Origin of the sequence: Sporosarcina sp., from assembly GCF_029257255.1 — a bacterium.
In the GTDB taxonomy this organism is placed as follows: Bacteria; Bacillota; Bacilli; order Bacillales_A; family Planococcaceae; genus Sporosarcina.
On the sequence record NZ_JARICI010000009.1, the window covers coordinates 137,463 to 152,259 of the forward strand.

At 43.1% G+C, this 14,797-nt stretch carries 16 protein-coding genes, 1 pseudogene and 1 riboswitch; of the genes and pseudogenes, 5 read left to right on the forward strand and 12 right to left on the reverse strand.

Going from position 1 to position 14,797, the window contains the following annotated elements; translation table 11 throughout:
- The first annotated feature begins 156 nt into the window (after window positions 1-156).
- Window positions 157-1,647 carry a glycine betaine uptake BCCT transporter gene (locus tag Q1J64_RS02790; RefSeq protein WP_301107572.1) on the forward strand — a complete coding sequence of 497 codons (1,491 nt, stop codon included), beginning with the start codon at window positions 157-159 and terminating at the stop codon, window positions 1,645-1,647.
- Between the two features lie 48 nt (window positions 1,648-1,695).
- Here the strand turns inward: Q1J64_RS02790 and Q1J64_RS02795 are convergent, their stop codons facing one another.
- The 11 genes and pseudogenes from Q1J64_RS02795 to Q1J64_RS02845 form a co-directional block, all read right to left on the reverse strand.
- Complete coding sequence (locus Q1J64_RS02795) at window positions 1,696-2,985, reverse strand: O-acetylhomoserine aminocarboxypropyltransferase/cysteine synthase family protein (protein WP_301107573.1); 1,290 nt, start codon at window positions 2,983-2,985, stop codon at window positions 1,696-1,698.
- Between the two features lie 363 nt (window positions 2,986-3,348).
- Window positions 3,349-3,457, reverse strand: a riboswitch (SAM riboswitch).
- A gap of 96 nt (window positions 3,458-3,553) precedes the next feature.
- Window positions 3,554-4,262: pseudogene (locus Q1J64_RS02800) on the reverse strand (sulfite exporter TauE/SafE family protein).
- Window positions 4,263-4,297: 35 nt separating this feature from the next.
- Window positions 4,298-4,525 carry a sulfurtransferase TusA family protein gene (locus Q1J64_RS02805; protein WP_301107574.1) on the reverse strand — a complete coding sequence of 76 codons (228 nt, stop codon included), beginning with the start codon at window positions 4,523-4,525 and terminating at the stop codon, window positions 4,298-4,300.
- A gap of 27 nt (window positions 4,526-4,552) precedes the next feature.
- Window positions 4,553-5,332, reverse strand: a complete 780-nt coding sequence (locus Q1J64_RS02810) for a sulfite exporter TauE/SafE family protein (RefSeq protein WP_301107575.1) — start codon at window positions 5,330-5,332, stop codon at window positions 4,553-4,555.
- 65 nt (window positions 5,333-5,397) lie between these two features.
- Complete coding sequence (locus Q1J64_RS02815) at window positions 5,398-5,625, reverse strand: sulfurtransferase TusA family protein (protein WP_301107576.1); 228 nt, start codon at window positions 5,623-5,625, stop codon at window positions 5,398-5,400.
- A gap of 58 nt (window positions 5,626-5,683) precedes the next feature.
- Window positions 5,684-6,811: an MBL fold metallo-hydrolase gene (locus tag Q1J64_RS02820; protein ID WP_301107577.1), complete on the reverse strand. Its 1,128-nt coding sequence runs from the start codon at window positions 6,809-6,811 to the stop codon at window positions 5,684-5,686.
- Between the two features lie 77 nt (window positions 6,812-6,888).
- Window positions 6,889-7,284, reverse strand: coding sequence for a DsrE/DsrF/DrsH-like family protein (locus Q1J64_RS02825; protein ID WP_301107578.1), 396 nt, complete (start codon window positions 7,282-7,284; stop codon window positions 6,889-6,891).
- Window positions 7,285-7,297: 13 nt separating this feature from the next.
- Complete coding sequence (locus Q1J64_RS02830) at window positions 7,298-7,858, reverse strand: sulfurtransferase TusA family protein (protein ID WP_301107579.1); 561 nt, start codon at window positions 7,856-7,858, stop codon at window positions 7,298-7,300.
- 46 nt (window positions 7,859-7,904) lie between these two features.
- A complete protein-coding gene (locus Q1J64_RS02835; RefSeq protein WP_301107580.1) occupies window positions 7,905-8,201 on the reverse strand; it encodes a rhodanese-like domain-containing protein in 297 nt (98 codons plus the stop codon).
- Between the two features lie 11 nt (window positions 8,202-8,212).
- Window positions 8,213-8,689: a DsrE/DsrF/DrsH-like family protein gene (locus Q1J64_RS02840; RefSeq protein ID WP_301107581.1), complete on the reverse strand. Its 477-nt coding sequence runs from the start codon at window positions 8,687-8,689 to the stop codon at window positions 8,213-8,215.
- A gap of 555 nt (window positions 8,690-9,244) precedes the next feature.
- A complete protein-coding gene (locus Q1J64_RS02845; RefSeq protein WP_301107582.1) occupies window positions 9,245-9,508 on the reverse strand; it encodes a metal-sensitive transcriptional regulator in 264 nt (87 codons plus the stop codon).
- Window positions 9,509-9,755: 247 nt separating this feature from the next.
- Between Q1J64_RS02845 and Q1J64_RS02850 the strand changes: the two genes are divergently transcribed.
- Window positions 9,756-9,977 carry a DUF2187 family protein gene (locus Q1J64_RS02850; protein WP_301107583.1) on the forward strand — a complete coding sequence of 74 codons (222 nt, stop codon included), beginning with the start codon at window positions 9,756-9,758 and terminating at the stop codon, window positions 9,975-9,977.
- 67 nt (window positions 9,978-10,044) lie between these two features.
- Here Q1J64_RS02850 and Q1J64_RS02855 read toward each other — a convergent pair whose 3' ends face one another.
- Window positions 10,045-10,923 (reverse strand): DMT family transporter, encoded by an 879-nt coding sequence (locus Q1J64_RS02855; protein ID WP_301107584.1) that lies wholly within the window; start codon window positions 10,921-10,923, stop codon window positions 10,045-10,047.
- Window positions 10,924-11,070: 147 nt separating this feature from the next.
- On the opposite strand from Q1J64_RS02855, the gene hutG reads away from it, so the two are divergent.
- From hutG to Q1J64_RS02870, 3 genes are all read left to right on the forward strand, one after another.
- Entirely contained in the window at window positions 11,071-12,030 is a 960-nt protein-coding gene (gene hutG / locus Q1J64_RS02860; protein WP_301107585.1) for a formimidoylglutamase, read from the forward strand.
- On the forward strand, window positions 12,027-13,217 hold the full coding sequence (gene gltS, locus Q1J64_RS02865; protein ID WP_301107586.1) for a sodium/glutamate symporter: 1,191 nt from the start codon (window positions 12,027-12,029) through the stop codon (window positions 13,215-13,217). The genes hutG and gltS overlap by 4 nt, the downstream gene beginning before the upstream one ends.
- Before the next feature lie 138 nt (window positions 13,218-13,355).
- On the forward strand, window positions 13,356-14,522 hold the full coding sequence (locus tag Q1J64_RS02870; RefSeq protein WP_301107587.1) for an IS256 family transposase: 1,167 nt from the start codon (window positions 13,356-13,358) through the stop codon (window positions 14,520-14,522).
- Window positions 14,523-14,797: the final 275 nt, after the last annotated feature.

Consider the following 14,797-nt stretch of genomic DNA (forward strand, 5'->3'; position numbering starts at 1 on the left):
ATTTAATGAAATTTACTATGCTGTCTAACTGAGTTGCCGTTTGTAACTTGTGATTCTTGGGTAAAATCAAGTGTATATGCGCAATAATCTGCTGTAGCTGAGTCAGGCTATTTCATGCCAGCAGTTTATCATAAGTAATTCAGATCAGGAGGATATATGAAAAAGATATCTAACACATTTTATATTACGCTTGCCGCCGTCATCCTGGCTGTTGGATACGGCGTAATTGCACCAAAGCATTTTGAAGAAATTACAACAGCCGCCAAAAACTTCATTGCAGATTCATTCGGCTGGTATTATTTACTGACTGTCTCCATGCTGTTTTTTGTTTCCGTCTTTCTAATATTCAGCCCACTTGGCAGAATACGCTTAGGAAAAGACAGTGACCGGCCACAGTTCTCCATGGTTTCGTGGCTTGCGATGCTATTCTCTGCAGGCATGGGTATTGGTTTAGTGTTCTACGGAGCTGCAGAACCTTTATCTCATTATGCAGTTGCCCCTTCTACCGCTGCTCCTGAAACGAAAGCTGCTTATAAAGAAGCGATGCGGGCAACATTTTTTCACTGGGGTTTCCATGCGTGGGCTGTTTACGGTATGACTGCTCTCGCGCTTGCATATTTCCAGTTCCGCAAAGGACAGCCGGGGTTAGTATCCGCTACCTTGCGTCCGATCTTCGGTAATAAAGTAGATGGGCACCTTGGAACAGTTATTGACGTATTCGCCATTTTCGCTACAGTATTCGGCGTCGCTACCTCGCTCGGCTTCGGGGCGGTGCAGATTAATGCGGGGCTTCATTACTTATTCGGCATCCCTGTCGGTTTCATTTCGCAGCTGGTCATCATTGCGATTGTAACGGTATTGTTCTTAATCTCCGCTTGGAGCGGACTGGGTAAAGGTATTCGAATTTTATCCAACACCAATATGGTTCTGGCGCTCGCGTTATTGTTTTTCGTCATTGCACTCGGTCCTACACTGCTGATTTTCAATATGTTCACGGATTCCATTGGCGGCTATTTAGAGAATCTGATCAGGATGAGCTTCCGGACAGCGCCGCTGACTCCAGAAAATCGTTCATGGCTAAACGACTGGACACTTTTCTATTGGGCTTGGTGGATAGCCTGGTCACCGTTCGTCGGTATGTTCATTGCGCGTGTCTCGAAAGGCCGGACTATCCGTGAATTCATGATCGGCGTGCTAGTTGTGCCGACAGTATTGAGTGCCATTTGGTTCGCAGCGTTTGGCACGACAGCAATCGAGACTCAAAGAGCCGGCGTTATTGATTTAGCTTCAAAGGCATCAGAGTTGGCGATTTTTGAGATGTTCAGCGGATTGCCGTGGTCATTCGCCATTTCCATGATTGCGGTTTTGCTGATCATTTCATTTTTCATCACATCCGCGGATTCAGCTACCTTCGTACTTGGTATGCAATCCTCCCACGGATCGTTGACACCACCTAATAATCTGAAGATTGTTTGGGGAATCATTCAGTCATCTATAGCGATTATTCTGCTATTCGTTGGCGGTCTGGGTGCACTGCAAAACGTCATTATCATCGCAGCCCTACCATTTTCCGTCATTTTGATTATGATGATTGTTTCCTTGTTCAAATCGTTGAAAGAAGAACGTAAGAGGATTAATAGGCCGTAAAAAAGAGGAGAACCATTCCGCAGTTGAAATGGTTCTCCTCTTTATTTATTATGCGGGTTGCTTAACAGCTTTCTCAATTGCCTGCTTCAGATCTGCAATAATATCATCTGCAGATTCCAATCCTACAGACAGACGAATCAACTCTTCACTTACACCAGAGTTCTTTAGGTCCTCTGCAGAAAGTTGCTGGTGAGTAGTCGATGCCGGATGAATGATCAACGACTTCGCATCACCTACGTTCGCAACATGCGACCAGACTTTTACGTTATCAATTACTTCACGACCTGCATCACGTCCGCCTTTGATGCCGAATACGATAATTGATCCGTATCCGTTTTTCAAATACTTCTGAGCGAGATCATGTGTCGGATGATCTTCCAGTCCTGTATAGGTCACCCACTCTACCCCCGGATGTTCTTTCAGGAAATTGGCTACTTTCTGTGCGTTTTCATTATGACGAGGAACACGCAAATGAAGCGTTTCCAGTCCCTGTAATAAGTTGAATGCACTATCAGGTGCTAGACAAGGCCCAAAATCACGCAATAACTGAACACGCAGCTTCGTCGCAAATGCAGCGCCGGCTGTGTCAATTCCGTAACGCAATCCGTGATAGGAATTATCAGGCTCCGTGAATCCAGGGAATCTGCCCTGCGTCCAGTCAAATTTCCCCGCGTCAACCGCTACTCCGCCAATTGTCGTTCCGTGTCCACCAATCCATTTCGTTGCAGAGTGAATGACCACGTCTGCTCCGAATTCAATCGGGTTCAAACCGTATGGAGACGGGAATGTGTTATCGACTAGTAGCGGCAGACCGTTATCATGCGCAACTTTTGCTACTGCTTCAATATCTAACACTTGCAGGCTTGGATTTCCGATAGTTTCTGCAAATAAAGCTTTTGTTTTATCTGTAATCGCCGCTTCGAAATTCTTCGGATCGGATGCATCTACGAATTTCACTGTGATGCCGTAACGCGGCAATGTAACGACAAATAGATTGTATGTTCCGCCGTATAGATTGCTTGCCGCTACAATTTCATCTCCAGCGCCTGCGATATTCATGATAGAGAATGCAATGGCTGCCATTCCGGAAGATAAAGCCACTGCAGCAGATCCTCCTTCAAGCTCCGCCATCCGCTCTTCAAAAACGGCTACTGTCGGATTCGTGATCCGTGTATAAATATTGCCCGCCTCTTGCAGAGCAAATAAATTCTGTGCATGTTCTGTATCTCTGAATACATAAGAAGTCGTACGATGAATCGGCAAAGCACGTGAACCGGTTACGGGATCAGGTTGCTGTCCTCCGTGCAATAATACTGTTTCTGGCTGAAAATTCGTCATTACTATTTCCCCTTCCAACATGTATTTTCTGTGAATGGACAATGAAAAGCGAAAGAGGGCCGGGTGCTGCGACAGGCGTTGGAAGGCTTGACGACAAGGTGCAGTCTTCACCTTTTCGACAAGACTGAAACGTCCGAGCAGCTGCCCTCTGCAGCTAGACAATGAAAAGCGAAAGAGGGCGGTTTGCTGCGACAGGCGTTGGAAGGCTTGACGACAAGGTGCGGTCTTCACCTTTTCGACAAGACCGAAACGTCCCGAGCAGCTGCCCTCTGCAGCTAGACAATGAAAAGCGTCTGAATATACAAAAACGGGGCCTCTCTTCCTAAATAAGAAGAGGGGTCCCGCAAGAATTCGCGTATTCCTCCCTTATCTTCCAAACTGATAAAACAGTCTGTAGGAAGTAGCACCTTTGCTTATTAAGCCGGTTGCCGGGCATCACAGGGCCTAATCCCTCCGCCGCTCTTGATAAGAGTTCGTCTATTCATTTTCCATCTTGAAAAATAGTATAAAGCTAATTTTCTGCTATTGCAAGAATTATTAATAGAATCTTTGGAAATAACCATTTTTTCTAAAATATATCTATCCAGATTTTGATCGCAGATCCCATGATCATGACCGCCAGGATACTTGCCGTAATCATTACTAGAGCAGGCATATACGGTACTTGACCGGTAAAAATCTTTCCTGAAGCGGATCCTACAGATGACAATAGCGTGATAGCCAACGATGTCGCAATCGTCACACGCGTCGGGATTTTCAATATGACCAGCATAATCGGCACTAGAATAAATGCGCCCCCGGCACCGACAATTCCAGCCGCTAACCCCACTAAAAAGGCAACGATTGAAGCAACCCATTTAGTAAATGTAATTTCTTCTATTGGCTGATCGTCGAGCCCTTTTTTCGGAATGAACATCATAATAGCTGCCAATACAGCTAGCACACCATAAACAATATTAACGGCATCTTCAGAAAGATAGCTTGAACCCGCTCCCCCGATAACACTTCCGGTTAGTACACTGATTCCCATGTACAAAACAAGCGGCTTCAAGATTAAATTGCTATTTCGATAAGCTAATACACCCGAAAGTGAAGAGAAGAACACTTCCACCGCTGTAATCCCTGATACTTCATGCGGTGAAAAAGTAGTAAAACCTAGCACGGCAGGAATAAATAACAGCATAGGGTATTTGACAATTGCTCATACCCATCATGCCGGAAAGAAATGAGCAGACGAATCCAATGAGGAAGATCGTGATGATGAATGGTAAGCTCATGACTTTCTTCCTTCTTCCTGTTCTATTTGCTTAGTTTACCCTTTTTGAATCCAAAATTTAAAGACATCTGCCTCTTGTTGCTGGTCTTTCATTACATGGTTACTTGCCGCTGACCAGGCAGTAAAGTCCGCGACCGACCCTTTATCAGTCGTATGAACTTCGAGGATATCTCCTGTCTGCAGATCTTTCATCGCTTTTCGCGCCCGTACGATAGGCATTGGACAAGCCAGCGCCTTTGCATCTAAAAATACTGTTGAACTCATGTGTATCTTCTCCTTTTGCGTATAAAATTATAGTAAAATGTCGACCCAAATTTTGATCGCCGTTGCCCCAATCAGCACAGCTAAAATGATTTGGAGCACCTTCGTATTCATCTCTTTCCCCATCTTTGCTCCTAGTGGTGCTGCGATGATACTTGCGATAATCATAATAAATGCCGGCCAATAATCAACTTGCCCCGTCATCAGTTTACCGAAACTGCTGCCAATCGATGAAATAAAGGTAATAGCTAAACTTGTAGCAATCGTCATTCGCGTTGGAATTTTTAAGACGACAAGCATGATGGGCACTAGTAAAAAGCCACCAGCTGCCCCTACGATACCTGAACCAACTCCGACAATCAGAGCTAATGAAGCTGCTAACCCCTTGTTAAACGTTACTTCATGCAGCGGTTTATCATCGACTTGCTTTTTCGGAATAAACATCATCACTGCCGCGATTAATGCGAGAACTCCGTAAACAATGTTGACTCCCTCTTCCGATAAAAACCTTGAACCATAGCTACCAATGAAGCTACCGATTAGAATCGACCCACCCATGTAGATAATGAGTGATTTATTTAAATAGCCACCTTTACGATAGGCCCAAACCCCTGCAATCGAAGCGAATAATACCTGTACAGCACTAATTCCTGAAACTTCATGCGCTGTAAATGCGGCTAATCCGAATAATTGTGGAATGTATAACAGCATCGGGTATTTAATAATCGAGCCACCCACTCCGAGCATGCCCGAAATAAATGACCCGATAAATCCAAGTCCAAAAATCACAAGTATAAATAGTAAATCCATAGTTCGTTCCTTCTTTCTGTATTAAGAAAGGCAAGTAGATGCACGCTACTCGTTATTTAATTGTCTTATGCTTTTTGAATATAGAAGTACAGTACGCCCGCTTCTTCTTTTTGTTCTAAAACGGTGTGGCCCCCTGCTGCCGACCAAGCTTTAATGTCATTTAACGAACCCTTATCTGTAGTTAATACTTCTAATATTTCCCCAGACTGGATTGTATCAATTGCTTTCTTTGTACGTACGATTGGCATTGGGCATGCTAACCCTTTTGCATCTAAAGTTTTTGTAATGTTCATGATTATGTCCTCTTTTCAATATGTTTTTTTGTATAAGCATACTTTTTCCGTAACTAGATTAACGGACTGCGCAACGATTGGGTCCAATTTCCATTTCCGTTTGTTCTTCATCCGTAGGCATAATTTTACCCATGTTGACATGGCGAATTTCTTGGTATGCGTGAGGTTGCGGTGGTAAATTGTCTGTTACCATTGAACGGAACACCTTTTCGTCTTCTACATTTAAACCGTGGTTTTCAGCAAATAAGTCACCTAAACGTTTAGCCACAGTACCATCTTCATTTAATTCATCAATGATCATAAAGTGTGCCGGACAAACAATTAAGTCTTCCGCTAAAGCACGGTAACGAACATATAATGATTCACGTAAATCTGCTACCCAGTCCTCTGCTAAACCTGCTAAGTCAGGACGGCCGATCGAATCGATGAATAGGATATCACCTGTCAAAAGATATTTGCCGTCTACTACGAATGAAGTAGATCCAATTGTATGACCTGGTGAATATACAGCGCCGACGTTAATTTGAGATGTACCGACTTTTACTGTTAAGCCATCTTCAAGTGGCGTATAGTCGTATACTACTTCTTCTGCATCTTTTGGTGGTAAATAATACGTTGCACCCGTTGCTGCAGCAATCGCACGTCCGCCTGAAATGTGATCCGCGTGTAAGTGCGTATCAAATACGTGTTTGATGGTAATATTCTTTTCTTCCGCAAACTTCGTAAAGACCTCTGTGAATCGAACCGCGTCAATAATGGCTGCTTCGTCTCCTGAAACTACCATATAAGATAGACATCCTTTGCCCAAGCGCACGAATTGGTATAACTCGCCCCCATCCGCTAGGTCACCTACTTTAATCGGCTCTAAGTACATGGACCAGGATTTCATGCCACCTTCAAGGTAGCCAACCGTTAGACCCGCGTCTGATAACATTTCTGCTACCATAACGGATGAACCTTCCTTGGCACAAACCACTAACACGTCTTTGTCAGTTGGAATTCGAGGTAAAATTTCTTCTACACCGTCTAAAAGCTCGAAATACGGGATATTTAAGTAATCGAATTGATGCCCTTCAATTTTCCAGTCTTCAAATGCATCTGCGTTACGTACGTCTAAAATGAATAATTCCTTATTATCGATTACTTTTCGGGCTACATCTGCCGCTTTCCACATGTTTACTGTCATCACTAATTACCCCCATAGGTATATAATTGTGTAAAATTTTTTCTTGGCAGAGAGGATCACCCCTCCAAACAAGCAAGTTAGAACGTTAATGTTGGTGCTGCGTCTTTTGCAAATTCTAAGAACGTCACAGCTCCGCCTACTTCAATATCTTCTACAAGATCAGCTTCAGTTAAGCCCATCACATCCATCGTCATTTGACAAGCAATGAATTTCACACCAAGCTCCTGCGCCATTTCCACTAATTCGGGGATAGTTGGTATTTGTGCTTTCGCAAAACCTTCAGCGAAATGTTCTCTCCCTGCCGGCATTTCTAATGCTTGCATGCCTTGTTTATGAATTAAGTTTAAGCCTTCAAATGTGAAGAAAATTTCCACTTCTTTCTCTGAAGCTGCTGCTGCTGTTGCAATATTGAATACTTTATAAGCGTCGAATAATCCACCGTTTGATGCGATAATTGCTACTTTTTTTGACATGATATTTCCTCCATTACAGTTCTTTTGATAATTCGCCTGTCCAGCCCGTCATACCAGGCAGAACATTATATACTTTTGTGAAGCCGGCTTTAGCCAGTGTCTTGGCCGCCATATCAGAACGCGTACCTGTACGACAAATGACGTAAATCTCTTGATTCATATCCAGTTCTTTCATGCGCATTTCTAATTCACCCATTGGTATGGATTTTGCACCTGGCACATGACCAAACGCGAACTCTGCTGCTTCACGGACATCTAAAATAAGTCCATCTCGATTTACGATTTCTTCATTAGCAATGGTTGCCTCAAATGTTTTTTCCTCTTGCTCAGACGTCTCAGGATTGCACTTACGAATGTAGTGGAATAAAATTTCCCCTACCTCCGATGTCCCAATATATTGGTGGCCCACTGTTTTTGCCCAAGCCGCTAAGTCCGCTTTTGATCCTTTATCCGTAGCTTGTACCTCTAATACTTGACCTTCTTCCAGCTCATTCATCGCTTTTTTTGTTCTAACGATCGGCATGGGACAAGCTAAACCCTTTGCATCTAGTTGCACATCTGCTTTTACTACCAACGGTCTTCCTCCTCATACCACACGGGGTATATTTTTAGTTAAAAATTTATTGTACGTCTCCAGCCCAATCCAACATACCGCCGACCATGTTTGTTACGTCATAACCATGTGATGTTAAAAAGTTGGTAGCTTGACCACTTCTGGCACCCGAACGGCAAACCATGATGTAGGGCTTACTTTTATCTAATTCATGCATACGAAATTCAAGTAATCCCAGGGGAATATTGTTAATACCAGGGATATGACCTTCTGAGACTTCTGCTGCCTCACGAACATCGATTACATTTACTTGCTCACCAGCTGTTATTTTTTCTTGAAGTGCTTTTGCTGTAATTTCTTTCATCATTACTCCTCCTAGATAAATAAATTCACATTCCCATCCTCTGCGTCAGCTAGATAAGCAGCCACACCAGCATATTCAATTCCATCTACTAATTCTTCTTGTTGTAGGCCTAATAAATCCATTGTCATTGTACATGTCACAATTTTAACCTCTTGCTCCTGCGCCATGTCAATTAGTTGCGTTAACGTTAGGGCATTGTGCTTGGTCACTACATGTTTAATCATTTTTGGTCCCATACCAGCCATATGCATATTCGATAAGCCCAGCTGTTCCGCCCCTCGCGGCATCATTTTGGCAAACAATTTTTCAAGAATGCCTTTCTTCACTACTACCGGCTCTTGTTTACGCAGGACGTTGATACCCCAGAATGTATGGAAGATGGTTACTTCATGATCATAAGCCGCCGCTCCATTAGCAATTATATAAGCTGCCATTGCCTTGTCATAATCTCCGCTAAATAAAACGATCGTTGTTCTTTTCTTTTCCATATTCGTCTCCCTTTAAATACCTATACTATTGGTACTCTATTTTGAACAATATTAAGCGCTTGCTTTTAGCGACTTTTCCATAGTAGTACATTTACAGTTTCATGGATTTGAGTATTATTAACATTCTACTTACGATGACGCTGATTATACGATTTACCAGCACGAGCAGAAGAATGTCGGGAATGAAATCTTTACATTTCTTTCCTTCTCCCACGAGACGTAAAATCCCTCGCAATTAGCCTTCTCTCTCTTAAATAAGGCTTTTTGTTTTCGCTTCGTAATCATTTGGTCAACTTCTTCGTTGCAGTTACTATTCACACTTTATACCCCTAGGGGTATAAAGTCAACTAGAAAGATTACTCTCTTTTAGCAAAAATATTTCAAGTTCCAGGCGCCAGTACCTCTAGGTAGTATCATGCCGAATGCTTTATCATAGTCACTACTGATTACTGCGTTTACTGATTTCTTCTGTTCAAACGTTTACTCTCAACTCGCCACTCTATATACATAACGGGGTATAATGCAATGAATAAAAAAAGAGTCAAGCACAAATGCTTATCGACTCTTTACCAGCAATTCCACCGCTTCGCTAATAATTGATTCATGTGTTTTGTCGTCTGTTTCATCCAAGTTTTCCATGCACGCAATTAAATTGGAACTGACAATTACGCCGATTGTGCGGTCAATGGCTGAACGGCTTGCAGACAGCTGTGTAATGACTTCTTTACAGTCCTTGCCCTCTTCCATCATACGCAGCACACCTTTAATCTGCCCATCAATACGCTTCAAACGATTCTTCACTTTATCATCGTATTCCATAAGTTTCACCGCCCTTTTATTACCTCCAGATTATACCCCACGAGGTATATTGTCAAATCAACTGCATGACTCTATATGCTATATCTAATGTCAATATGAAGTCACCTACCATTCGACAGGTTTCTACTATTCTGAAATTTTTCCCGATATATGTTATACTACTTATAGTAAGCTATTGTACGTCTTCCGTCTTTTCGCTGCAACATGTGAAACTGACGAGATATTACTACTGAAGGAGTTGATTCGATTGGCATTTCCGCGCAAAGATCGTCCGATTTCCGATTTCGTGGCCTCAAGATATGTAGATGAAGTCATTTCCTTCAACCGCAATGAACACGAGGTTTCCGGAACGATTCACAAGATTCTCGAAAACTCCGTCATTGTTAAGATTTCTGATTCAGACGCAGAACAAATTGGAGCAGCATCCAATATGACTGTTGTCGCACATAAAAATTATACGGTGATGTAACCCTCAACATGCCTTGCAGCAGTCTGCAGGGCTATTTTTTTGCAGAAAACTGGCAGAATGGAGCGTTTCACACAAGCAGCCGGCTGAGCTCCCGTTTACTTCGCCAATTAACGAGGAATATACCCAGGCTGATCAACAGTCCTCCTGTAATCAGCGAATAGGATAGCTTTTCATCCAGCAGCACCCAGCCGCTCAGCGTGCCGAAAAACGGTGCCAGAAATAAAAAAGCACTTGTTCTCTCAGGATTGCCGGTCTGCAGCAAATAAAACCAAATTGAGAATTGAATAATTGAAGCCGCAATTGCCAACCAGGCCAGTATACCAAGGGATAATGCATTCATTTCAAAGAATGGTTCTTCCAATAAAAAGCTCGCGATAAATAGAATCAAACCACCGAACAGCATCTGATAAGCGGTCATCACCCATGTATCAAAACGATAGCCGTGTAGTTTGACAATCAATGTCGAGCACGCCCAGGCAATAGCCGACATAAAACCCAGCACTGTCCCGATCCTCAGGTCGAGATGCGCTCCCATCGTAATGAAAACGCCGAAAAGTCCACAGATTACGCCGATCCATTGCTGCAGCCGATAGCGTATGCGCAATACAAGTGTGCCGATGACGACAACCAGCAGAGGATTCGTAAACGTCAATATAGATGTTTCACCAGACGTGATGGTCCGCAAGGCGATAAAGATACAGCCCATAACGGCAGCCGTCTGCAGTGAGCCGATCAGGACGAGCCACTTCCACTCTCCAAGCTTTTTAGGGTGCGGCTTCTTCAAAATCTTGACGACAATCGCCATAATCACGCCGGCAATTGTAAAGCGAAGCGCCACCAGTAATAGCGGTGAGGAATATTCGAGACCGATTTTACCGACGGCAAACGACGAACCCATCAGCGCTGTCGTCACAATAACCAGAAATCCAAATAAAAATTTATTCATATGTTCACTTCCTTTCCCATGACCGACAACTCGCTAATTTTGTCTTATCTATAACTTTCAGGCATGAATCCATAAATAAGAAGTATTAGAGTTACGAAATATAAAGCATTACAATATAGAGTATCATGCTTGAAAGGATGAAGTATATTGTTAATTCAAACAAATGAAAAATTCTGGTCAGGCCGGACAGATAGCGAAACGGAGAGAGCCGCATTTCGCATGCATCAAATTGTACAGCTTTCCGCTCCAAAGGAAAGCGTTTCCAATAGAACTTGTACATTAATTGGATTTTCATCTGAAGAAGGTGTACGTCGAAATAATGGCAGACTGGGTGCTGCAGAAGGCCCGAATGCTCTGCGCAGCGAGCTTGCAAAACTGCCTTGGCGCATGCCAGCTGACTGTCAGTTGATAGACGCAGGCACCGTCGTATGTGAAGGCAATCAGCTTGAACAGGCCCAGGCTGAGCTCGGTGCTACCGTATGCGACAGCCTGTCAAAACAGAGTAAACCCGTTATTTTAGGCGGTGGTCATGAAACTGCTTACGGCCATTACTTAGGTGTCCGCGAATTCATTGGTCCCGACAAAAAACTTGGTGTAATAAATATCGATGCGCATTTTGACTTGCGCAGCTACGAAGAACAGCCTTCTTCCGGCACGATGTTCAAGCAAATGCTCGATTCGGATCAAAACGTGGAATACTTGGTGCTCGGTATTCAGGAGTTTGGCAATACTGACATTCTATTTAATGAAGCTGATGCTAAAGGTGTAACCTATGTATTAGAACAAGATATCACATCAGGTATATTGGACGAAACTTTGCAGAAAATCAGTTTTTTCATTGATAAACAGGACTATGTTTTGTTAACATTATGCTCAGATGTATTGAATTCGGCAGTAGCTCCAGGTGTGAGTGCTCCTTCTCCATTTGGATTGGATCCGCTCATTGTACGAACATTTATTCAAACCGTAGCTTCCCACGAGAAAACCCTTTCATTCGACATCTCAGAAATAAATCCAGCACTTGATCATCACAATCAGACGGTCAAACTGGGCGCCTACTTAACAAATGAAGCAATCGTTGCATTGATGGGAGGAAGAAACACATGACGTTTGAGTTAAATCAAATTACTACGCTTTTTCTGGCATTAGCTTTACTGACAATAGGAACTCTCCTCGTACGTAAAGTCAGAGTTCTCCAAAAATTCTGTATACCCGCCCCTGTTGTAGGCGGGTTACTTTTTGCCCTTTTAGCGACTATTTTGAAGTATTTCGATTTGGTGAGCTTCAAATTAGACACATCTTTGCAAAACCTATTCATGCTGACGTTCTTCACTACAGTCGGTTTAGGTGCAAGTTTCCGCCTTATTCGTCTCGGCGGAAAACTGCTGATCATTTATTGGGTCGCCTGTAGTTTTTTGGCGTTGGCTCAAAACGCGATCGGTGTATCGATGTCCTATCTGTTTAATCTGCATCCGCTTATCGGAATGATGGCAGGAGCCGTTTCGATGGAAGGCGGTCACGGCGGTGCGACAGCCTACGGAGAAACGCTTGAAAGTCTCGGAATTGATTCGGCCCTGTCCGTCGGGATTGCAGCCGCTACATTCGGACTCGTAGCGGGCGGTCTGATCGGTGGTCCAATCGTCAAATACTTGATTAACAAGTATGACTTGAAGTCAACGGAAACCGAGCATGAGGAAGCATATTCTCCAGAGGCACTTGAGGAACCGATCCACACGGATAACTTCTTGACCCAAGTTTTGTTGATTACGCTCTGTATCGCAGGCGGTACGTTCATCGGCGATCTGTTCTCCGATGCGACCGGTTTTGTCATGCCTGGCTACGTGGGTGCGATGTTTGTTGCGGTTATCGTACGTAATGTCGTTGACCGCGTTAAAGAAGATGCTGTGCACATGAAGAGTATCAATTTGATCGGCGATGTATCGCTGGGGATTTTCTTATCAATGGCACTCATGAGCATCAAGCTATGGGAAGTCGCTGATTTAGCATTGCCATTGCTGATCATCGTTTTCGTGCAAGTCATATTCGTCGTGCTCTTTTCGATTTTCGTCTTGTTCCGTCTACTCGGCAAAGATTACGATGCAGCAGTAATGATCGCGGGTTTTGCAGGCCACGGACTTGGTGCAACACCGAATGCGATGGCGAATATGGCCGCAGTCACCAGCCGTTATGGTCCTTCGCGTAAAGCATTCTTAATTGTACCGATCGTTGGTGCATTCCTAATCGATGTCGTATCGATGCCGATTATCATCACGACGATTAATATATTTAGCTGACATGAAGCTGCCTGGAATTACATCCAGGCAGCTTTTTTATGATAAAGTCCATATAATTGTGTAAAAAGAAAAAGGGCCAATATTTACCCTCATGATACAATGTTTTCAACCACGATAAACATCTAAGGAGAGGTAAATATGACCCAGCTTAATTTTAACTTAAATATGGATACTTTAAAAGACTCTTTAATGAAATCCAATTTAGACGATGTGATGAAATCTGCCATGGTTCTTGTGTTAAATGAATTCATGGAAAAAGAACGTGATGATTATTTACAGGTTCAATCGCACGAACGGTCCATCGAACGCACGGACTACCGCAATGGCTATTACGAACGAGATCTTATGATCAGTATTGGGAAGATCAGGTTACGGGTTCCAAGAACCCGGTTTGGAGATTTTTCACCTTCCATCTTCGAAAAGTATGCCCGCTGCGATCAAGCGATGGTTCTTTCTATGCTTGAAATGTTTGTAAATGGAGTATCCACTCGGAAAGTTTCAGCGATCGTCCAGACTCTTTGTGGAGAAGACGTCTCGAAATCGTTCGTATCTTCTCTGACTAGTAAATTGGATCCGCTGGTGAATGAGTGGGTGAATCGCCCGCTGAATACATTTGTATTTGAGTATCTTTTTGTGGATGCGATGTACATTAAGGTGCGTGAATACAATAAAGTGGTGTCAAAAGCTGTCTACATTGCCACAGCACTAGACGATCAAGGATATCGGTATGTGATTGGGTTACATATTGATCATGTAGAGAGTTTTGAAAGTTGGAGTAAGTTTTTTCAACTGCTGAAATCTAGAGGTTTATCCTCACCAAAACTAACTATTTCTGACGCTCATAAAGGACTGGTGAAGGCAATTGAAAGAGAATTTATCGGTACTTCTTGGCAACGCTGCAACGTTCATTTTAAGCGGAATATCGTCACTACATTTCCTAAAAAGGACTCGACAGAGGCGCGGAAACTGTTAAAACGTATTTTTGATGCAGATACACCAGAAGAGGCGCGTACATTGAAGCAAGAGCTTTTCGACAGCTTCTCAGAGGATCCTAAGTATCAAAAGGGGTTAAAGATTCTAGATGAAGGATTCGAAGATTCCCTACAATTCATGAATTTCCCAAGTAAGGTGCGTGTTCATATCCGAAGCACCAATTCTCTAGAACGACTTAATCAGGAGGTACGAAGAAGAGAAAGAGTGATACGGATCTTCCCGAACCATCAATCTGCTTTTCGATTAATTGGTGCGGTGCTCATGGAGTACGACAAACAATTACGTACAAAAAATAAGAGATATAGTCTTTAAGTTGGAGGTTCAGAACCATATCCATCCATGGAGTGTCCTGCATCCAGCGAAAGTTGTCAAGAGGAACCCGCTCTTGACAACCTTCACTGGATACAGAGAATTTAACTCATGGATATGGGTCCGAAAAAATGTGAGGACAAGAAGTTCTAGGTCACGCCACAGTCTTCAGATAGATCCTAGGCATTCACATGTATCTATAATGGAATATTTTGTAATAATTTTTAACTTGAAAACCATTGTATTATCTTTTACACATAAACAAGGACTTGACTTTT